The sequence below is a fragment of the Acidiphilium cryptum JF-5 genome (genome assembly GCF_000016725.1).
GTDB lineage: Bacteria > Pseudomonadota > Alphaproteobacteria > Acetobacterales > Acetobacteraceae > Acidiphilium > Acidiphilium multivorum.
Genome location: NC_009484.1, coordinates 475,813 through 495,728 on the forward strand (window position 1 = coordinate 475,813; position 19,916 = coordinate 495,728).

Sequence of the window (19,916 nt, forward strand, 5' to 3'; positions counted from 1 at the left end):
GGTTTAATGTTAAATACAACCATAGAGTTGTATTTTGCATTTGATGCACCTTAAGGAGTGGTCATGTCAGACACGATCAGCGGCACCGTGCTCTCCGGGGTTACCCTATCGTCAGCGCAGTATGCCGACCCGGTGGCCATCGAAGGCATCATCGACGTGGCTGGGGGAAATGCCCTCGTGGCGCCCCTGACGTGGACAATCGACGTGACCGGGACAATCGCCGCATCAGATGACGGAGGAGTTCTGCTTCTTGCAGGCGGTCAAATCGACAATCATGGCCTGGTGACCGCCGCGAGCGATGCCGTGTTGTCCACGTCGGGTCGTGCTTTCGACATCCAGAACGAGGCCAGCGGAACCCTCGCGAGTGCCTCTGGCGATGCGGTGAAGCTGAGTGGCGGCGTGACGGGAAGCACCCTGCTGAATGCCGGCCTGATCTCCGCGGGGAACGCCGGAATCGGTCTTCAGATCGGCGCGGCGGTAGCCGTCAATGAGGCGGGAGGGGTGATCGAAGGCGGGGCCGCGGGCGTGGTTCTCGGCAATGTCGCCAGTTTCGATAATTTCGGGACCGTTGGCGGCTCGACTGGCATTCTGGTTCCCATCGGCCAGAATTATGTGGACATCGTCCAGGGCGGCTTGGTGAGTGCCAGTTCCGGCCCGGCGATTTCCTTCACTGGCGGAGCCGTGATGACGGTAACCGATACCCTGACTGTTCTGCCGGGTGCCACGTTCGACGGCGCCGCCATCGGCGGGCAGGTCGCCGATCTCGTGTTTGGCGGGACGACGGAAGGCACCTTCGTCAATCCAACGCAGGAATTCGTGCAGTTCAATACGATTTCGATCGCGGCGGGAGCAACGTGGGATCTTGCGGGCATCTCGACGATATCGTCGTCCTTCCGGAATGACGGAACACTTCTCGTGCAGGCTGGAGATGCGATCGATTTCGGAGCGGCGGTTTCCGGCTCCGGAGTGATCGACCTCGCGGGCGGTTTTGTCGATTTCGCAAACACCGTTGCCGCCGGCACGACGATCGACTTCAACGCGCCCGGCTCGTTCATGCAGTTCAACCAGTCGCATCCGTTCTCCGGTACCGTCGAAGGATTCACGCCGGGTGATACGATCGACATCACCGGATTTGGCGCGTCGCAGCAACTGAGCGGAACGGTTGCGGGTAATGTCCTGACCCTGAATAACGGTCTGGCACCCCTTTACGTGACGTTTGCAACGGCGCCTGGACCACTTGCCGTCGTGGCGATCGGCGGCACGAACCCGAAGACTTTCGAGGTCGTTGTGCCTTGTTTCCGCCACGGCACACGCCTGCTGACGCCTTCGGGCCTGCGGCCAGTAGAAACCCTTTCCGAGGGGGATGAGGTGATCACGCTGCGTGGAGAGGTCCGGCAGATTGCCTGGCGCGGCCGGCGGCGGATTGATTGTCGCCGGCATCCTGTGCCGGAATCGGTGTTGCCCGTGCTGATCGAAAAAGATGCCTTCGGTGTCGGGCAACCCTGCCGTGACCTGTATCTCTCGCCCGATCATGCAATCTGGATCGACGGTTCACTGGTCGAGATCAAACGTTTGATCAACGGCCTGTCCATCCGGCAGGTAACGGTGCCGACCGTGACCTATTATCATGTCGAACTGGAAAGCCACGACGTTGTTCTGGCCGAGATGCTGCCGGCGGAGACCTATCTCGATTGCGGGAATCGTTTCCAGTTCGAGGATGGCGACGCCACCATTTCGCTGTTCCCGGACTTCGGGGCTCTGGCGCGCGACCCCGGCCGCCTCTATGCGCCGGTTGTCGACGGTGGCCCGGATCTCGCGCGGATCCGGGCGGGTCTGCAATACCGGGTTGCCTCACGTGGCATTCGCCAGAAGGCAGGAAACTTCCAGGTCGTTGCAGATGGAAAGACAGTGGCGCCTGTCTGGTCGGCGGACCGGCACCGGATTTACCGGTTGCCGCCCGCGCCTTGCGACCTCAAACTGCTGTCAACCGCCTCTCGCCCGGCAGAACTTGACCCGGCTTCGGAGGACTGGCGGTGGCTTGGGATCGCCATATGCGACGCTGTGCTGGACGGCGATCCGGTTGACATCGCGGCACCATTCTTTGGCCGGGGATTTCATGGTCCCGAACATGCGGGAGATGGCTGGTTCCGCTGGACCGACGGGACCGCGACGATGGACGCGGCTGGCGCCCGCGAACTGGCCTTCACCGTCAGGGCTGTTGCGCCGGTGTGGGAGGTGCCGGCTCCGTCTTGCGGTGTTTCGGTAAGGCATCGTGCTTGAGTGTCGCGTTGCGAATGACCTGCCGCAGGCCTAGCGCCGCCTGACTGGCCGCGGCGGCGGCAACGTCGCCCCAGTAGGGTGTCATTTCGCTCGGCTTCAGATCGTGAAGCTGGGAGACCTTGCCGATGAATCCGCCGCGCCGGTTCCGGACTGTCCAGTCAAGTTCGACCAGGTCGCTTTCGCCCGGTTTGCCGTCCTTGTTGGCCGGGCTTACCTTCACGACGCCGTCGATCAGGAAATCGGCGTCGGCCGTGTGGTCGACCATGACCACACCGAGTTTCGGCAGATCCCGGGAGACATCGAGTTTCAGGGCATGGTTGCCATCACCCGGCGCTCCGGTCACGCGAATGAGCCTGACGCGGGGAGGGCGGTTTTCAAGAGACGCCGGATTGCTTTGCTGCACGGCGGCATTGATCGCGGAAAGCTGTTTCACGAGGCCGGGCGCCGCCGCATCCGCTGCCTGCCTGAGCGTTGCGGGATCCCCCGCGGCCCAGGCGGCTCCGCTCACTTCGGCGCCTGTCAGGTGGCCATATTCCTTGTGACCGGGACCGATGATCCGGAAGCCGGGAATGACCGTCGCATTCGCTGTGCGCGCCGTTGCTTCCAGTTGCCAGTCATAGGGACGCGCCGGGCGGACGATGCTGGGCACATTCCGGTCGACAAGCGCTTTGGCAAGATCGTGCGCGTAGGCATCGGCAGCGCGGTTGCCAAGGAGCGCATCCGGCGGCGGAGGGACGATGAGGACCGGCGGTGGCGGCACCGCAAGGCGGGCGCCCATCGCCCCGGGCTTCCCCAGAAGAGGCTGGGGAAGCGTTCCGCAGCCTGCCAGCAGCAACGGCAGCGCAACGAGCAGCCGCCGCCTCATGACCGCACCATGATGATCGAGATCTGGTGGCCGCCCGCGCCTTCGCCGCGCAGGGTTCGGCGGCGGTGGGAGAAAAATGCGGTTTCATCGCTGAGCGTATCGTGCGGCAGGATCGCTGCGTCGATGCCCACCATCGCCAGGCGCGCGGCGCAATAACCCGGAAGGTCGAAGTGCCAATGGCCCGGACGACCGGCCGAGAAAAAACATTCGCTTTCAGCGCCGCTGGCGAGCACTGCCGTTCTCATGTCCAATCCCACCTCATAGCTCTCCCTGTGGATGCAGGGACCGATTGCGGCGACAATCTTTGAAGCGCCCATCCGGCGCATCAGAGCGGCGGTCTGCTCGAGAACGCCAGCGGCGGCACCACGCCAGCCGGCATGGGCCGCGCCTACGATCCTGCCATCGGTGGAACTGAAGAGCACGGGAGCGCAATCTGCGGTGATGATTCCCAGGGCGAGGCCCGGCTGGTCGGTCACCATGGCGTCGGCTTCGTGGAACGGCCCCTCCGGATCGGGGGAGGTGACGGCAACCGCCCCGTGAACCTGTCGCAGTCCGGCCAGACGGTCGCGATGGCCGCCGATGGCCATGACGGCGCGGGCACGGTTCTCCGCGACGTTGGCAGGATCGTCCTGCCCGGACCGGCCGCAATTTAGGCTTGCATAAGGCCCCGGAGACACGCCGCCCGCGCGGGTGAAGAACCCGTGAGGAACATCGAGCGAAGCGGTGACGAACGAAATCATGCCCCAAATCCTGGAAGTGGCTCCATCCCTCGTGGGCAGATGGCCATCACACGGAACAGGCTCCCCATAGCCTCAGGGGAGGTCAGCCGCCGTGTTGCGGCCAGCAGGCGCAGCGCATCGTCCTGTCCCGCATGATGACCGAGTTGGGCAGTGCGTTCATGAATCCCCAAGGCTGCGAGGAACGCACCCTGCGCCGCTGGCCCTCGGATCTCGGCCCCCGCGTTGCGGGCCGCCATGGCCAGACGGCTAAAATCGACATGGGCGGTGAGATCCCGCCGGCCTGGTTCGGCGAGCGGATCGGCCGGCTGGCCATCCATGATCGCCTGGAGGGACTCGCCGGTAGCGCCGCCATCATGGCCGTAGTCGATCAGAAGTGCGCTGCCGCCACGGCGGGAGATACGCGAGGCAAGGGCGGCCACGAAGGCCTCGGCGGTCTCGTTCCGCTCGATGACCGTTCCCTCCGGCGCATCTGGCAGAGCCGTCTCCGCGGATGCCTCGACGAAAGCACCATCGGCGACGTAACGCTCGCGCCATGCCGGACCGCGCCGGACGAACTGGCGGATCGGCAGGGCATCAAGAAATTCGTTGGCGAGAAGGATGATCGATTGATCCGGGATTGTCGACAGATCGGCGTGGAACATCGCCTGCGGCAGCCTGTCTTTCAGCAGCCCGATCAGTCGGGGCGAGGTTTCGATCAGATGAATGTCGGCGGCTTCGACGAACGCGGGCATGGCCCGCTTTGCCGCGCGGAGCGCGTCGGTCATCAGATGACCGCGGCCCGGCCCGGCCTCGACCAGAGCAAAGGGGGCCGGGCTGCCGAGCATGCTCCAGGCCATGGCAGCCCACAGGCCGAGCAGCTCACCGAAAACCTGGCTGATTTCCGGTGCTGTCACGAAATCCACAAACGGATCGCGGCTCGCGTAGTAAGCGGCATTGGCGCGGGCCATGAAGGCGTCAAGCCGCTCGATCATGCGGTGGCGAGGGCGCCCTGGCGGCGAGCGACGTATTTCGCGCGCCAGATCATCGTCGCGCCGATCACGATCATCGGGATCGACAGCAACTGTCCCATGGTCAGCCCGAACATGAGGTAGCCGAGAAACCAGTCCGGCTGTCGGAAACATTCGGCGGTCGTGCGGGCAATGCCGTAGCCCATGACGAACATGCCGCCGAGATAGCCGGGCTGGCTGCGGATCCGCTCGTTGCGGGAGGCAATGAGCAGAACGATGAACAGCACGAGCCCCTCGAGCGTGGCTTCGATCAGTTCGGATGGGTAGCGCGGCACGTCCGACCCGGATTCGGGATAGATCATGCGGAACGGAAACCAGGCTGGCGCGGGGCGTCCCCAAAGTTCGCCGTTCACGAAATTGGCAATGCGGCCGAGAAACAGGCCGATCGGCACCGGCACGGCGACGCGGTCGCCGAAACGCCACGGGTCGATGCCATGCCGGCGGCAATAGATCAGGATTGCGACCGCCACACCCAGCATGCCGCCGTGGAAACTCATCCCGCCATCCCACACGGCATAGGTCCGGTTCAGATGATCGAGAAAATAGACCGGCTGATAGAACAGAATATAACCGAGCCGACCGCCGAGGACGACGCCGAGAGTTGCCCAGGACAGGAAATCGTCCACCTGCTCGTGGGTTGCGACGACCGGCGCCTCGCGCACGAGGCGGCGCATCAGCCGCCAGCCAAGCACCAACGCGGTGATATAGGCCAGCGCATAGTAATGGATGGCGAATGGTCCGAACCGGACAAGAATCGGATCGAAATGCGGCCAGACATAAACGTTTTTCATCGGTACTGATCCGGCCGGCTGAGGAAGTTCCTGATATAGGCCTCGACGCCCTGTTCGAGGGGCGTGAAGGGACGGTCGAAGCCGGCCGCGCGCAAGCGGTCCATCCGAGCCTCGGTGAAGGATTGATATTGCCCGACCAGACTCTCCGGCATCGGAACGAATTCGATCCGCTCGCCGACGCCACATGCAGAGCAGACTGCGCGGGCGAGATCGACATAGCTGCGCGCAGTGCCGGTGCCGAGGTTGAACAGCCCGCTCACCTCGGGATGATCGAGCAGGAAGAGGATCGCGGCGACAACATCGTCCACCCAGATGAAATCGCGCGACTGCTGGCCGTCCGCTATATCAGCCCGGTCGGACCGAAACAGGCGGGCCGGGCTGCCGGAAGCGACCTCGTCGAACTTCACCTTGACGACCGAGATCATGCGGCCCTTGTGATATTCATTGGGTCCGTAGACGTTGAAGAATTTCAGGCCGGCCCATTGCGGCGGTCGGGGTCGGCCCGCCGCGCATTCGCCGGCCACCCACAAGTCGAAAGCGTGTTTGGACCAACCATACAGGTTCAGCGGCCGCAACCTTCGCAGTGCCGCGAGGTCATTGTCGTCGTCAAAGCCTGCCGAACCGTCGCCATAGGTCGAGGCCGACGACGCATAGATGAAGGGCAACCGCTGCGCCGCGCACCAGCGCCATAACATCTGGCTCAGGGCAACATTCGACTGCCAGACCAGATCGCCATCGATGGCGGTCGTTTCGCTGATCGCGCCGAGATGGATCACCGCATCGAGTGGCGGCTGGCTGGCGAGGAAATCGCCGAGTTCACGCGGTTCAACGATCATCGCCGGTGGGTGAGCGCGCAGGTTGCGCCATTTCCCCGTTGTGCGGAGCTTGTCGACAATGACGACGTTCAGATCGCGTTCGTGCAGTGCTGCGTGGAGATTGGAGCCGATGAAACCCGCTCCGCCCGTGACCAGTATCATGGAGGCGTTTATAGAGAGGCGGAGATGATCCGTCATCACCACTCTGCAGGAGAATTGGCATGACCGAGAGACCGCGGTTTTTTGATGATCTGGCAGGCCTTGCCGGCGGCGCGCTCTCGGCGGCCAGCGGCCTGCGCGACGAAATCTCAGCCCTGGTGCGGGCGCGGGTCGACGAGGCGATCCGGCGGCTCGACCTTGTCAGGCGCGAGGAATTCGATGCGGTGATGGAGCTTGCGGCCAGGGCGCGTGCGGAATCCGAAGCCCTTGCCTCCCGTGTTGCGCATCTTGAGGACATGGTAATTCCGGCGGCTCCACGCCCCGTCGGACCCGATGCCGGTGCCGACGGGGTGGCCGAGGCGCCGGCAACGGATCCGCTGGCGGTCCCGGATCAGGATGGCAATACGCCGATCTGACGCAGATAGCCAAGCAGCGGCAGCAGGGGCAGGCCGAGGATCGTGAAGAAATCCCCCTCGATCCGCTCGAAAAGTTGAATGCCCGGCCCCTCAAGGCGATAGGCGCCGACCGAGTGCAGTGCGGCCTCGCCCTCGGCGGCTAGATAGGCGGTAATGAAGGCGTCCGAGAGAGGCCGCATGGTCAGCCTCGGCGCCTCGCCGTGAAACCACGTCACTTCGCCGTCACGGACGCAGGCAATGCTGGTCTCGAGCCGGTGCGTCCGGCCGGAAAGCCGGAGCAGGGTTTGGGCGGCCTCCTCCCGGTCGGCGGGCTTGTCAAACCATGCGCCTTCGCAATCCAGCATCTGATCGGCGCCGATCACGACCGCATCGGGATGACGGGCAGACACCGCGAGAGCCTTCTCCCGGGCAAGCCTGGCCGCAACCACCGCAGCCGACTGGCCGGCCAGCGTGCCGGCGTGCTTGATGGGCGCTTCATCGACCCCCGATGACTCGGTATCCGCAAGCACACCGGCCGCCTTCAGCATCGACTGCCGGGTGACCGAGGTGCTGGCGAGAATCACCCGCACTCAGAATCCCTCGAGCACGATCTTCCCGCGTGTGGTTCCGCTTTCGACCGCCGCGTGGGCACGGCGTAGATTGGCGGCCGTGATCGGGCCGTAATTCTCGGTCATCGTCGTGCGGAGGACACCTTGGTCGACGAGCCGGCTCACCGATTGCAGGATGTGATGCTGTTCGATCATCTGCGTTGTCTGATGCAGCGAGCGCGCGAACATGTATTCGGTGTGCACCGAGGCCGACTTGTTGAAGATTTCGTTCATATCAAGCGGCCCCGTCGATTCGATGAGCCCAATCCGCCCTTCCGGGGCAAGCACATGGCACAATTCGCGCCAGTGCCGTTCGACGTGGTTGGTGCAGAATATGTAGCTTGGCGCGCTCACTTCGCATGTCTCGAGCTGGTGCGCCAGCGGATGGTGGTGATTGATTACGTGATGCGCGCCGAGAGATGAGCACCAGTTGATGGTTTCCGGCCGTGAGGCCGTCGCGACCACGACGAGTCCCGTCAACTGGCAGGCAAGCTGGATCGCCATCGAGCCGACGCCGCCTGCGCCGCCGACAATCAGCAACGTATCGTGATGCACGCGGTCGCGCGGGATGGAAAACCGGTCGAAGAGCATTTCCCATGCTGTGAGTGTCGTCAGCGGCAGGGCTGCGGCTTCGGCGAAGCTCAGCGAGCGCGGCTTGCGGGCGATGATCCGCTCATCGACTGCGTGGAACTGGGCGTTGCTGCCCTGGCGGTCAACGGAGCCGGCGTAGAAGACCTCGTCGCCGATGCCGAAGCGCGTGACGCCGGGACCAACCGAGCGCACGATTCCAGCGGCATCGAAGCCGAGGATGCGGGGCTCGCCGAGCGGTTCGTTACGCCGCCGGATCTTGGTGTCTACCGGGTTCACCGACACGGCGCGAACCTCGACGAGAACGTCGTGAGTCCGCAATACCGGATCGGGTGCCTCGATATCGATCAGCGCCTCGTCGGCAGTGACTGGCAGAGAGTGAGTGAAGGCGACAGCTTTCATGAGTTGGCCTCATCTTTGGGGACGGAAGATCCGTGCCCGTTTCAGGAAATCCGCAACAATCCAGGCCCCTCAGCGGCGAGCCAGGATGTTGCCGCGACCCGGTGCGGCGTCAGCATCTCGGCAAGCCGCCAGAAATCCGGGCCATGATTCATGTGGCGCAGATGCGCCGCTTCGTGCGCAACGACATAGTCCTGAACGAAAGACGGCGCCATGATCAGGCGCCATGAAAACATCAGGGTCCCGTTCGCCGCGCAACTGCCCCATCGCGTCCTGGTGTCCTTGACCCGGATGGCCGCGGGGCGGGCGCCGACATGTGCGGCCTTGTCGCGCGCCTGGGCCGACAGTTCCCGCAACGCGAGGTCGTGCAACGCATCCCTCACGCGCCGGGCCAGGAACTCCGGATGACCGCCGATCCGTATGGCGGCCTGTTCGATGATTGCACCACCGCGCAGAGACGGGTCATGGATGATCCGGTGAGGCCGTCCGAAAATCGGGATTTCGTTGCCATCCGCGATGATGACCGGAGCGGGCAGGGCGGCAAGACGTTCGGCAACCCATATTTCATGGCCGCGGAGCAGCGCCAGGCCCGCTTTCCGCGATCCGCGAGGCGGCAGCGTGATCACGATCCGTCCGCCCTGAGGGTCGATTCGCAGGGCGATCCGCCGCGCGCGGGCGCTTCGTCGCCATAAAATCGATGTCTGCAGTCCGCCGATCACTACGGGTTCGGCCCCGTCATGTGGTTCGACATCGAACGGGACGACCGGCACGTTGGCTCCTATCCGGCGTGGCACCTGGCGCGCGGCCAACAGGCCGGCCAGTTCACGATATGGTCCTCAAGGTGATGCACCGAGGTCTCGCTTCGCACCCGTCCCGCAACCGACGCGCCTGCACGAAATGTGCTTTCCGGATCACCCGTCAGCAGCGGGTGCCAATCCGGCAAATCCTTGCCTTCGGCAATCAGCCGATACGCGCAGGACGGCGGCAGCCAGTCGATGGCGGTGACAAGCTCGGGTGTGAGCGCCGAACAGTCGGGCACCTCGCGAAGCCGGTTTTCATAATTTCGGCATCGCCCCGTTGCCGTATCCAGCAGGCGGCACGAGACATTGGTGAACGCAAGTTCATTCGTTTCCTCGTCCCGCAGCTTGTGCAGGCAGCAGCGGCCGCACCCGTCGCAAAGGGACTCCCATTCCGACGGGGTCATCTCTTCGAGGCGTTTCGTGCGCCAGAACGGTGCGTTGCCAGCTTTCGACATGACAACAGCCTAGCCCGGCGGGACGTGCCGGAAAAGCATTATCCGCCGTATTTGGCGAGCATGGCGCGAAGCGGATTGGCCCCTGCGTTGTTGACCGTCATGTTCACAACAATCTGCCGCGGGCCGACCGTCTGGCCGTAATATTGCTGGTCTAGTGCCGCGTCATTCGAGAAAACCGAGCCTGACAAGGATATCCCGCCATAAAGTCCGCGGGACTTGGCGAAGGTCACGATATCGGCGCCGAGGGCGGTGCCACTGGAACCGCCAATGCCGGCGCCGAGGGTTGCCACCGATACGCCGGCATCGGCGCCAATCTTGAACTGGCTGTTGAGGAACGCGTTCAGTGCGGTGTTGTTCATCAGCAGCATGATGACCTCGGCGTCCTGGGCGCCGATCTGCAGGCCGAAGCTGCCGCTGCCCATGGTGTAGAATGCCGGATCAGACCAGGAGCCGCCCGCCGCGCGCGACACGAGAACGCAACTCCCGCCTTCGCCGCCAACGAAGAATCCGGCCTTGAAGATCCTTGGACAAACGACGACGGCCTTTGCGTTGCGTAGCAGCTGAGTCGCCTGGCCGGCGGACGCAGTGCCCGACCCCAGCATGGTCTCGATGGTGAGCGTCGACCGGTCGACGAGTTCCTGTGCCGCATTCGGCGTTCCCGCGTCCGATGCGCAGGAGGCAAGCGGAATCGCGAGCAGCAGCGCTGCGATGCCAACCCTGGTCGTTCCGCGAGCGACGCCGCGAACCACGTCATTATGTTTCATCATCAACCGTCTCCGTCTGAACGATCTGGGAAATTGATTTGGCCTCAATCCGCCTGTCGTTCAAATGGAAATTTGTTCATTGACCGTGACGACCCGCCATGCGTGACCGTGGTGCTCGATCCGTGTGACGGAAAGATTCTCGATCGCGAGGCTGAGCGCCTGGTGCGCCGTGAGGTCGAGAGCGTGGGCAACGGCCGCCCGGATTGCTCCGCCGTGAGAGACGGCAACGACGTCCTTCCCCCGGTGCGCGTCGCCCAGCCGGTCGAGACCGGCGCCGACACGCGCGCGCAACTGGGCGAAGCTCTCGCCTTCCGGCGGCTGCTCATCTCCGCCCACCGGCCAGAACGGATGCGGCGAACCGCGCCGGTTGAACTCCGACATGTTCATTCCCTGCCAGATCCCGAAATCCTGCTCGATCAGGGTTTCCTCGACCTGAGGGACGACCGGTCCGTATCCGGCCGCCATGATCGCTTCAGCTGTCAGCCGCGTGCGGGAGAGCGGGGTGACGACCCAATGAGCCGGGCGGGGCAGGCTGCTGGCGAGCGCGGCATAGCGTGGCGTGTCCCGCAGGCGGCGTTCGCCGCAGATCGGCACGTCCATCTGCCCATAGAGAAGGGCGAGTGCGTCCGGCGTGACGGTGGCATGGCGGATCAGCCAGAAGGTCGTCGGTTTCATGTCGAGTTCCGTCATTCGAGGTGGGGCCGGGCTGGGATCATTCGCCGATCGTGACCAGCGCGCCATTGCGTCGCGCCGCCCTGAACTGGGCGGCAAAAATCATGGCTGCGGCAGCCATCCAGATGCCATTCAGGCCGAACGCGATTCCAAGTTGGCTGAAATCCGTCACGTGCCGGTAGAGCGCGCTGCGCATGCCCGCGAAAATGTGGGCGGCCGGCAGCGCGTCGGCGACGGGGCGTAACCAGCCGGGGAGAATCGAGGCCGGATAGAAGACGCAGGCGACCGGAGTGAGGCCGAAAGCCAGTGTCCAGGCCAGCGCCTCAGCCGACGCCCCATAGCGGAACAGCAGCGAAATCACGCCCAGGGCGAGCCACCAGCCCATGAGAAACAGGTTCAGCATGAACAGGATGAGGGCGGGGCCAAATGTAAAGACGTTGAAGTCGTAGAGCAGAAAGGCGATGACGGCGGCCGGCGCAAGGCCGGCGAGGGAGCGCATGACGGAGACACCGAGCAGCGCGAAGACCATCTCCCGCGGGCGCAGCGGGCTGACGAAGACATGGCCCAGGTTACGGGACCAGATTTCTTCGAGGAACGAGATCGTTACCCCCATCTGCGCGCGAAGGGCGACTTCCCAGAGCAGCACGCCGCCGATCAGCGCGCCGGCGGCGCGTACCGGCAGGTCTGCATGGCCCTGAACGACGAATTTCGCCGTGAAGCCCCAGATCAGCAATTCGAGCGTCGGCCAGTAGGCGAGTTCGAGCAGGCGCGGCCAGGACCGCCGGTAAAGGCAGAAATGGCGATACATCAGACCCCAGATGCGGCGCAGAGCGGCAATCATGATGCCCGGGACTCCGTGCCGCGCGCGATGGCGAGAAAGACCTGCTCAAGATCACCGCGGCCATATCGCGCAATCAGCCCGGCCGGCGTGCCGCGATCGACGATGCGTCCACCCTTCATCATCAGAACCTCGGCACAGAGCCGCTCCACTTCGGCCATGTTGTGCGAGGCGAGCAGGATCGCCGCGCCCGTTTCGTCGCGATAGCGTTCGAGCCCGGTGCGGACGTAATCCGCGGTATCCGGATCGAGGCTTGCTGTTGGCTCATCGAGCAGAATCAGGGCGGGGCGGTTGATCAGCGCCTTGGCCAGCGCGACGCGGGTTTTCTGTCCGGCCGAAAGCGCGCCCGCCTTGCGGCGCAGGAGTGCCTCGAGATCGAAATCCCGGGCCAGTTCGCGAATCCGCCGCTCAAGCTGCGGAACGTTGTATAGATGACCGTAGACGCGCAGATTTTCCTCGACGGTCAGCCGCATCGGCAAGGCGACATAGGGCGACGAATAATTCATCCGGGCCAGCGCGGCGAACCGGTCGCGCGCCATGTCGTGGCCGAGCACGCGGATCGCTCCGGCGTCGGGCGCCAGGATGCCGAGAAGCATCGAAATCGTTGTCGTCTTGCCCGCGCCATTGCCCCCGAGCAGGCCGCAGGTGGTGCCCGGAGCGACTCTGAAACTCACGCCCTCCACCGCGCGCACGGCGCCGAAGCTCTTGGTCAGGTTCTCGACGTTGATCGTATCCATGCCGATGTCACTGAGGCCGTTTTCAGTCTTCCGCCGCCGGCTCGCGCCTCAGCACGAAAAGCCCCTGTTCCCCAAACAGATTGGCAAGCAGTGGAAAGCGCCGCCAGGGGGCACGGCGGCCGGCCTCGTCGGCGGCAAGCCATTGCTCGACCTGATAGTGTTCTGTCGCGCAGAGGTCGAAGAAGTCGCGAATCGTGCATGGATGGATATTCGGCGTCTCGTACCACATCCTGTTCCATGTCGTCGTCATCGGCATGCGGCCGGTCGAAAAGAGCTGCCAGCGCAGGCTCCAGTGGCCGAAATTCGGGAAGCTGACGATGGCCCTGGTGCCGACCCGCAGCATCTGGCGCAGCACCTCCCGCGGCTGTTCGACCGCCTGAAGCGTGCGCGAAAGCACGACGTAATCGAACGCGGCATCGGGGTAGTGGATAAGGTCCGCATCCGCATCGCCCTGCATGACCGGCAGGCCATGGGCTACGGCGCGCGTGACTTCCGCCATGTCGATCTCGATGCCCCGCGCATCGCACCTGCGCGTGCGGGCGAGAAGGTCGATCAATGCGCCGTCGCCGCAGCCGATATCGAGGACCCGCGAGCCTGGCGGGATCATCTCTGCGATCAGTTCGAGGTCGACGCGCATGTTCTTGCCGACGAACCGCACCGGCGCTTGCTGGCTCATTGCAGGCCCGCCGCTTCGGCCGCGCCGGAGATGAAGCCGGCGACGGTACGATGGAAGTCGGGTTCGTCGAGCAGGAAAGCATCGTGCCCCTTGTCACTGACGATCTCGACGAAGCTGACATTCGCCGCGACCTGATTCAGTGCGCGCGCCATAGCCCGGCTTTCCGCTGTCGGGAACAGCCAGTCGGAACTGAAGGATACCAGAAGGAAGCGTGTCTTCGTGCCGCGAAAGGCGGCCGACAGCGACCCGCCATGGTCGGCGGCGAGATCGAAATAGTCCATTGCCCGCGTGATCACGAGATACGAGTTGGCATCGAATCGCCGCACGAAGCTCGATCCCTGGTGTTCGAGATAGCTTTCGACCGCGAAGCGTTCACCGAATACGGGCGCGGCGAGGGCGTTCTGGCGCTGTAGCCGGCGGCCGAATTTCCTGGTCAGGGCCGCTTCCGAAAGATAGGTGATATGTGCGGTCATGCGCGCGACGGCGAGGCCGCGGGCGGGAATCACGCCATGTGTCCGGTAGTGGCCACCATGAAAATCAGGGTCGGTATAGATCGCTTGCCGGCCGACCTCATGGAAAGCAATGTTCTGCGCGGAATGATAAGGCGCGGTCGCGATCGGCACGGCGGCAAACACGCGGTCCGGAAACAGCGAAGCCCAGGCGAGCACCTGCATGCCCCCCATCGATCCGCCGACAACCGCGAAAAGGCGTTCGATTCCAAGCCAGTCAACCAGCTTCTTCTGGGCGCGCACCATGTCCTGAACGGTGATCGCAGGAAAGTCGATCGACCAGGGCTCGTCGGCCCCGTGATCGCGTCGGCTGCGTGGTCCCGTCGATCCCATGCATCCGCCCAGCACATTCGCGCAGATCACGAAGAACCGATCAGTGTCGACCGGCTTGCCGGCGCCGACCAGGGCGTTCCACCAGCCCGGCTTTCCCGTAAGAGGGTGCGGCTCGGCAACGTACTGGTCTCCCGTTAGCGCATGACAGATGAGGATCGCGTTGCTCTTCTCGGCGTTCAGCGAGCCATAGGTGCGGTAGGCCACCTCGAGCCGCTGCAGCGTCGTGCCGCAGTCAAGAACGAGGCCATCTGAAAACGATGCCGTCTGATGGGCTATGTCAGGGAAAGGGGACTGATCCATGGCCCGCCCGATATGCGCTCAACCCATGCGGGCGGCAAGGATGGGGCTTGCCGTGCGGCGTGCCTCCTGTATCAGATAGGTTGAAAGTCAGTATGTTGGATTATCATGTCTGAAACGCCGCCTTCGCCGACCCCGAACGATACTGCTCCGGAGACGCTTGCCAGGCTTCGCGCCGAGATCGATGCGCTGGATGACCGGATCCACGACATGCTGATGCAGCGCGCGGAGATCATCGAGCGCGTTGCCTCTCAGGGGGGGAAACGCGGCGTGCCGATCCGTCCCGGGCGCGAGGCGGCGATCCTGCGCCGCCTGCTCGATCGGCACCAGGGATCGCTCCCCCAGCACACGATCGTCAGGATCTGGCGGGAACTGTTTTCCGGCGCCCTGATGATCGAGGGAGGGCTCGTCATCGCCGTCGCTGACGGCGTGCAGGCCGAACTGCTGGCCGTCGCGCGCGAGCATTTCGGGCCGCTGACCGCCATGCGCCGCCACCGCACGCCCTCCCAGGCCCTCGCCGATGTCACCGGCGCTGCGGCGCATGCAGCGGTTTTGCCGCTTCCATCCGATGAGGACGATGATCAGGCGGCGTGGTGGGTCGGCCTGATGCATGGAGGCCCGCCGCGTCTGTCCATCGTTGCAAAGCTGCCCTTCTGGGGACGGCGAGGGGAGGGTGTGCCGCAGGCCGACGCCTATGTCGTCTCATCCTTTGTGCCGGACGCAAGCGGGAATGACCGCAGCCTGATCGGCATTGAGATCGTCCCCGATACCAGCACGGCGCGGATCGTCGGGATGTTGCGCGATGCCGGATTCGATGTCGGCTCCCTGCTGCTCCGCAGGGTTACGCGGCGGGAGGTCGGTTATGCGCTGGCTGACGTCGAGGGGTATGTGCCGCGCGAGGATGCCCGACTCGGCACGCTGGCCGGTTTCCTCGCGCCGCCTGTCGTGCTCGGGTCGTATGCCGCGCCAGTTGGTGCGTCTGGTCCCTCGCGATGAGCGGTCTGCCCACCGCGCGCCCCGCCGTCTTTTCGGTTCCACCCTACGTCGGGGGCGAATCAAGGCTCGATGGGGTGAACCGGGTCATCAAGCTGTCGTCCAACGAGGGCGCGTTCGGCCCGCCGCCTGGCGCCATCGCGGCGCTGACCGAAGTGGCGGCAATCGCCCATCGCTATCCGGATGGAGGGGCGACATCGCTGCGTGCGGCGATCGGTCGTCGCTTCTGCCTCGACCCGGCGCGGATCGTTTGTGGGAACGGATCCGATGACCTGATTGCCCTGCTGATCCAGTCCTATGGTGGGCCGGGGACCGAACTGGTGATGAGCCGGCACGGGTTCCTGATCTATGAGATCGCCGCACGACTCGCCGGGATGAATGTGCGGAAGGCGCCGGAACGAAATCTGACGGCCGATATCGATGCCATGCTCGCCGAGGTGACGCCGGCGACCCGGCTTGTGTTCCTGGCCAATCCGAACAATCCGACCGGCAGCCTCGTGCCCGCCTCGGACGTCTCCCGGCTTCGGGCGGAACTACCGCCGGATGTATTGCTGGTCCTCGACGCAGCCTATGCGGAATATGTCGAGCGCGCCGATTACGACCCGGGCGTCGAACTGGTCGATTCCGGCCAGAACACGGTGATGACCCGCACATTCTCGAAAATGTTCGGGCTTGGCGGCGTGCGCCTGGGCTGGGCCTATGCGCCACTCGCGATTGTCGATGTGCTGAACCGGACCCGTATGCCCTTCAACGTGAGCGGCCCCGCCGCCGCCGCGGGGATTGCCGCGCTCGCCGAGCCGGGCTGGGTCGAGCGTTGCCGCAACCATAACACCCGCGCCCGGACGGAACTGGCGGCGCGGATCGAACGAGCGGGATTCCGCGTCTGGCCGAGCGAGGCGAATTTCCTGCTGGCCGATCTTGAGACCGCCGATCGTGCAGCCGCTGCCGATACTCATCTGCGCAGCCGGGGCATCATTGTTCGGCAGGTGGCGGCCTATGGATTGCCGCAATGCCTGAGGATCACGATCGGAACCGACGAGGAATGCTCGACCGTCGCCGACGCGCTCGATGATTTCGGCCAAAACCATGGCTGAGCCGCTGTTCAACCGCCTTGCCCTGCTGGGAATCGGGTTGATCGGCTCGTCGATCGCGCGGGTTGCCCGCGAGCGCGGCGATCTGGCCCGGACGATCGTAGCCAATGCCCGAACGCAGGCAACGCTCGACCGTGTCATGGAACTGGGCATTGCCGATGAATGCGAGATTGACCCCGCACGCGCCGTGCAGGGGGCGGATTGCGTCATCTTCTGCGCGCCGGTGGGCGCCTACGCCGCCTTGGCCGAGGCGATTGGCCCCCATCTCGCGCCGGGCGCAATCGTCAGCGATGTCGGATCGACCAAGCAGTCCGTGATCCGCGATATCGGGCCGCACCTGCCGGAAGGGGTGCATTTTGTCCCCGCTCATCCGATGGCCGGGACAGAGTTTTCGGGTCCCGATGCAGGGTTCGCGGGTCTGTTCAAGGGCCGCTGGTGTCTTCTTACTCCGGTGCCGGGCACGGATCAGGATGCGATCAGCCGCATGCGGACGTTCTGGGAGCGCTGTGGCGCGATGGTCAGTGTCATGGATGCCGCCCATCACGATCGGGTGGTGGCGATTGTCAGTCATCTGCCGCACCTCATTGCCTTCACGATCTGCGGCACGGCGGACGACCTCGCCGACGAGACCAGGCAGGAAGTGCTGCAGTTCGCCGCCTCCGGCTTCCGGGATTTCACCCGGATCGCTGCGTCCGACCCGACAATGTGGCGCGACGTGTTCCTCAACAATCGCGAGGCACTACTGGAAATGCTGGCCCGCTTCACTGAGGATGCGCAGGCCATGGCACGCGCCGTTCGGTGGGGCGATGCCGCTTACATCGAGGACAAGGTTCTGCGCGGCCGCAAGATCCGCCAGGCGCTGATCGACATCAATCAGGCCTGAGCGAGGCCTTGCCGGTTTGCCACGGGGCACCGGCTTCGCTATCAGCCGCACAACCCGAGCAATCCGAAGGTCAATATGGCGCCGAATCAGACGCGGCAGAAGCGTGGACGTATTATCGACGGCTGGATCGTGCTGGACAAGCCGCCGGGGATTACCAGTGCGCATGCTGTGGCCCGCATCAAGCGATTGCTCCAGGCCGCGAAAGTCGGCCACGGCGGCACGCTCGATCCGTTGGCGACGGGCGTCCTGCCGATTGCCCTGGGCCGGGCGACAAAGATGGTGCCCTATGTCATGGACGGGACCAAGCGGTATCGCTTCACCCTTCGTTTCGGCGAGGCGCGTGATACCGACGACGCGGATGGCGCGGTAGTCATGACGTCCGATTTCCGGCCGGAAACGTCGGACATCGATGCTGCCCTCGTCGCGTTTCGCGGTACGATCATGCAGGTTCCGCCGGCGTTCTCAGCAATCAAGGTTGATGGTGAGCGTGCCTACGACCTGGCGCGCGCCGGTCTGCCGCCTGAGTTGCCGCCTCGCCCGGCGCAGATCGACCGGTTCGACCTTATCGACCGGCCCGACCCTGATCATGCGATTTTCGAGGTGGAGTCAGGCAAAGGGGTCTACATGCGGTCGTTGGCGCGCGATTTGGCGCGTGCGGTGAACACTGTGGGGCACATAGCTGCATTGCGTCGTCTTTCCGTTGGCCCCTTTGCCGAAACGGGCTCGACGACGCTGGACAAGATCGCCGATTCCGGCGATAGCCTCGCCCGCGATCCGGACTTCCTGCTTCCCGTCGAGACCGCGCTGGACGACATCCCGGCCCTGGCCCTGACCGAAGCGGAAGCCGCTGCCCTTAGAAATGGCCAGGCATTGAGCCTTGTCCAGTTCATGGGTCGGATTCCGTTGGCCTGCGATCCCGATGGCGGATTGGCGCGGCTGATGGCGGGTCGCCGTTTCGTGGCGCTAGGTCGTCTGACTGACGGCCAACTCAAGCCGGAACGTGTGCTTTAATTTCAGAAACAGGAGTCTATGCGATGTCGATTACACCGGACCGCCGGCAGGAACTGATCGGCGAATATGCCAACAAGGCGAATGATACGGGCAGCCCCGAGGTGCAGGTCGCGCTGTTGACCGAGCGGATCGTCAACCTCACCGAGCATCTCAAGACACATGCCAAGGATTTCCACTCGCGCCGCGGCCTGCTGATGCTGGTTGGCCGTCGCCGCCGACTGCTCGATTATGTGAAACGCCAGGACGTCAAGCGTTACGAGGCCCTGATCGGCCGTCTCGGCCTGCGCCGTTGACCGGCTGGAGCGTTTCGCGCTCCAAATCGTTACGCCGAACTCACATGCCGCCTGCCGATTCCGCTTGATCGGCGGGCGCGAATGGCCAAAATAGGGTCGACAGCGGCATTCCGCCGCTCGACGAGGAGTATCAAGCAATCATGGCTATGGGTCCCGACATGCGTTCCTATCGCAGCGCAACCGTTGCGGCAGGTGCAGGCGTTCTGGACGAGGGTCTGCGCGCCTATATGCTGCGGGTCTATAACTGGATGGCGTCAGGCCTGCTGCTGACGGCCATTGTCTCGTATGCGATCTCGCATACCGGGCTGATCAACGCGTTCTATCCGCTGGTTGCGACGCCCGGCGGCGCAATGATCCGCGAGCCTGGCATCCTTGCCTATATCAGCATCTTCGCACCGCTGGCGTTCATGCTCGTGATGAGCTTCGGAGTGAACAAACTGAGCACCACGCAGGCTCAGGCCCTGTTCTGGGCATTCTGTGGTCTGATGGGCGCAAGTCTGACCAATATTTTTCTAGTTTATACCGGGCAGTCCATCCTGACGACGTTTTTCGTCACGGCCGGCACCTTCGCGGCGATGAGCATCTACGGCTACACGACGCGAACCGACCTTACGAAATTCGGCAGCTTTCTGGTGATGGGTGTGATCGGTCTGCTGATTGCCATGGTGGTGAACATCTTTCTTCACTCTCCGGCCATGCAGTTCGCAATCAGCGCGATCGGTGTGCTGGTGTTCACTGGGCTTGCGGCATACGACACGCAACGGATCAAGGCTGATTATGTCCAGTACGGTTACCGGTTCGGCGCCGGAATGGCGGCGAAGCGGAGCGTTTATGACGCACTTCAACTCTATCTGAACTTCATCAACCTGTTCCTCTTCCTGTTGCAGTTCATGGGCAATCGTCGGAACTGATTTCAG

The 19,916-nt window shown here is 64.0% G+C and carries 23 protein-coding genes; 8 read left to right on the forward strand and 15 right to left on the reverse strand.

From position 1 onward, the window contains the following. Positions 1-63 precede the first annotated feature (63 nt). Positions 64-2,280 (forward strand): Hint domain-containing protein, encoded by a 2,217-nt coding sequence (locus tag ACRY_RS04565; protein ID WP_011941516.1) that lies wholly within the window; start codon positions 64-66, stop codon positions 2,278-2,280. On the opposite strand, the gene ACRY_RS04570 is transcribed toward ACRY_RS04565, so the two are convergent. Genes ACRY_RS04570 through rfaD form a run of 5 tightly spaced genes read right to left on the reverse strand, consistent with a single transcriptional unit; the run spans position 2,210 to position 6,660 of the window. Further along, positions 2,210-3,145, reverse strand: a complete 936-nt coding sequence (locus tag ACRY_RS04570; RefSeq protein WP_011941517.1) for a hypothetical protein — start codon at positions 3,143-3,145, stop codon at positions 2,210-2,212. The two genes, ACRY_RS04565 and ACRY_RS04570, sit on opposite strands and share 71 nt — an antisense overlap. Continuing rightward, positions 3,142-3,885, reverse strand: coding sequence for a peptidoglycan editing factor PgeF (gene pgeF / locus ACRY_RS04575; protein WP_011941518.1), 744 nt, complete (start codon positions 3,883-3,885; stop codon positions 3,142-3,144). Before pgeF ends, ACRY_RS04570 begins: the two co-directional genes overlap by 4 nt. Next, positions 3,882-4,856: a class I SAM-dependent methyltransferase gene (locus tag ACRY_RS04580; RefSeq protein ID WP_007422305.1), complete on the reverse strand. Its 975-nt coding sequence runs from the start codon at positions 4,854-4,856 to the stop codon at positions 3,882-3,884. The genes pgeF and ACRY_RS04580 overlap by 4 nt, the downstream gene beginning before the upstream one ends. Further along, positions 4,853-5,683 (reverse strand): prolipoprotein diacylglyceryl transferase, encoded by an 831-nt coding sequence (gene lgt / locus ACRY_RS04585; RefSeq protein ID WP_007422304.1) that lies wholly within the window; start codon positions 5,681-5,683, stop codon positions 4,853-4,855. The genes ACRY_RS04580 and lgt overlap by 4 nt, the downstream gene beginning before the upstream one ends. Continuing rightward, positions 5,680-6,660 (reverse strand): ADP-glyceromanno-heptose 6-epimerase, encoded by a 981-nt coding sequence (gene rfaD, locus ACRY_RS04590; protein ID WP_011941519.1) that lies wholly within the window; start codon positions 6,658-6,660, stop codon positions 5,680-5,682. Before rfaD ends, lgt begins: the two co-directional genes overlap by 4 nt. Before the next feature lie 59 nt (positions 6,661-6,719). On the opposite strand from rfaD, the gene ACRY_RS04595 reads away from it, so the two are divergent. Continuing rightward, the gene (locus ACRY_RS04595; RefSeq protein WP_011941520.1) at positions 6,720-7,073 is read left to right on the forward strand and encodes an accessory factor UbiK family protein; all 354 of its coding nucleotides are present in this window, start codon (positions 6,720-6,722) and stop codon (positions 7,071-7,073) included. Here the strand turns inward: ACRY_RS04595 and ACRY_RS04600 are convergent. Genes ACRY_RS04600 through metX form a run of 10 tightly spaced genes read right to left on the reverse strand, consistent with a single transcriptional unit; the run spans position 7,049 to position 14,731 of the window. Beyond that, on the reverse strand, positions 7,049-7,642 hold the full coding sequence (locus ACRY_RS04600) for a Maf family protein (protein ID WP_011941521.1): 594 nt from the start codon (positions 7,640-7,642) through the stop codon (positions 7,049-7,051). The genes ACRY_RS04595 and ACRY_RS04600 overlap by 25 nt on opposite strands. Beyond that, positions 7,643-8,650 (reverse strand): zinc-binding alcohol dehydrogenase family protein, encoded by a 1,008-nt coding sequence (locus ACRY_RS04605; RefSeq protein ID WP_007422300.1) that lies wholly within the window; start codon positions 8,648-8,650, stop codon positions 7,643-7,645. A 41-nt stretch (positions 8,651-8,691) separates the two neighbouring features. Next, a complete protein-coding gene (locus tag ACRY_RS04610; protein WP_011941522.1) occupies positions 8,692-9,417 on the reverse strand; it encodes a M48 family metallopeptidase in 726 nt (241 codons plus the stop codon). A gap of 8 nt (positions 9,418-9,425) precedes the next feature. Next, positions 9,426-9,902: a YcgN family cysteine cluster protein gene (locus ACRY_RS04615; RefSeq protein WP_011941523.1), complete on the reverse strand. Its 477-nt coding sequence runs from the start codon at positions 9,900-9,902 to the stop codon at positions 9,426-9,428. A gap of 38 nt (positions 9,903-9,940) precedes the next feature. Further along, a complete protein-coding gene (locus ACRY_RS04620) occupies positions 9,941-10,669 on the reverse strand; it encodes a lipid-binding SYLF domain-containing protein (protein ID WP_007422297.1) in 729 nt (242 codons plus the stop codon). A gap of 57 nt (positions 10,670-10,726) precedes the next feature. Further along, positions 10,727-11,341 carry a histidine phosphatase family protein gene (locus tag ACRY_RS04625; RefSeq protein ID WP_231295339.1) on the reverse strand — a complete coding sequence of 205 codons (615 nt, stop codon included), beginning with the start codon at positions 11,339-11,341 and terminating at the stop codon, positions 10,727-10,729. 37 nt (positions 11,342-11,378) lie between these two features. Further along, a complete protein-coding gene (locus tag ACRY_RS04630) occupies positions 11,379-12,179 on the reverse strand; it encodes an ABC transporter permease (protein ID WP_007422295.1) in 801 nt (266 codons plus the stop codon). Beyond that, positions 12,176-12,913, reverse strand: coding sequence for an ABC transporter ATP-binding protein (locus ACRY_RS04635; RefSeq protein ID WP_007422294.1), 738 nt, complete (start codon positions 12,911-12,913; stop codon positions 12,176-12,178). Before ACRY_RS04635 ends, ACRY_RS04630 begins: the two co-directional genes overlap by 4 nt. 22 nt (positions 12,914-12,935) lie before the next feature. Continuing rightward, a complete protein-coding gene (gene metW / locus ACRY_RS04640; protein WP_035185074.1) occupies positions 12,936-13,550 on the reverse strand; it encodes a methionine biosynthesis protein MetW in 615 nt (204 codons plus the stop codon). Positions 13,551-13,585: 35 nt separating this feature from the next. Continuing rightward, positions 13,586-14,731 carry a homoserine O-acetyltransferase MetX gene (metX, locus tag ACRY_RS04645; RefSeq protein WP_007422292.1) on the reverse strand — a complete coding sequence of 382 codons (1,146 nt, stop codon included), beginning with the start codon at positions 14,729-14,731 and terminating at the stop codon, positions 13,586-13,588. 105 nt (positions 14,732-14,836) lie between these two features. On the opposite strand from metX, the gene ACRY_RS04650 reads away from it, so the two are divergent. From ACRY_RS04650 to ACRY_RS04675, 6 genes are all read left to right on the forward strand, one after another. Next, positions 14,837-15,724, forward strand: coding sequence for a chorismate mutase (locus tag ACRY_RS04650; protein WP_011941525.1), 888 nt, complete (start codon positions 14,837-14,839; stop codon positions 15,722-15,724). Further along, positions 15,721-16,815 (forward strand): histidinol-phosphate transaminase, encoded by a 1,095-nt coding sequence (gene hisC, locus ACRY_RS04655; RefSeq protein ID WP_011941526.1) that lies wholly within the window; start codon positions 15,721-15,723, stop codon positions 16,813-16,815. Before ACRY_RS04650 ends, hisC begins: the two co-directional genes overlap by 4 nt. Further along, positions 16,808-17,695: a prephenate/arogenate dehydrogenase family protein gene (locus ACRY_RS04660; protein ID WP_013639467.1), complete on the forward strand. Its 888-nt coding sequence runs from the start codon at positions 16,808-16,810 to the stop codon at positions 17,693-17,695. Before hisC ends, ACRY_RS04660 begins: the two co-directional genes overlap by 8 nt. Positions 17,696-17,770: 75 nt before the next feature. After that, the gene (gene truB / locus ACRY_RS04665; RefSeq protein WP_007422288.1) at positions 17,771-18,706 is read left to right on the forward strand and encodes a tRNA pseudouridine(55) synthase TruB; all 936 of its coding nucleotides are present in this window, start codon (positions 17,771-17,773) and stop codon (positions 18,704-18,706) included. A gap of 23 nt (positions 18,707-18,729) precedes the next feature. Beyond that, on the forward strand, positions 18,730-18,999 hold the full coding sequence (gene rpsO / locus ACRY_RS04670; protein WP_007422287.1) for a 30S ribosomal protein S15: 270 nt from the start codon (positions 18,730-18,732) through the stop codon (positions 18,997-18,999). Positions 19,000-19,139: 140 nt separating this feature from the next. Continuing rightward, complete coding sequence (locus ACRY_RS04675) at positions 19,140-19,910, forward strand: Bax inhibitor-1/YccA family protein (RefSeq protein WP_007422286.1); 771 nt, start codon at positions 19,140-19,142, stop codon at positions 19,908-19,910. Positions 19,911-19,916: the final 6 nt, after the last annotated feature.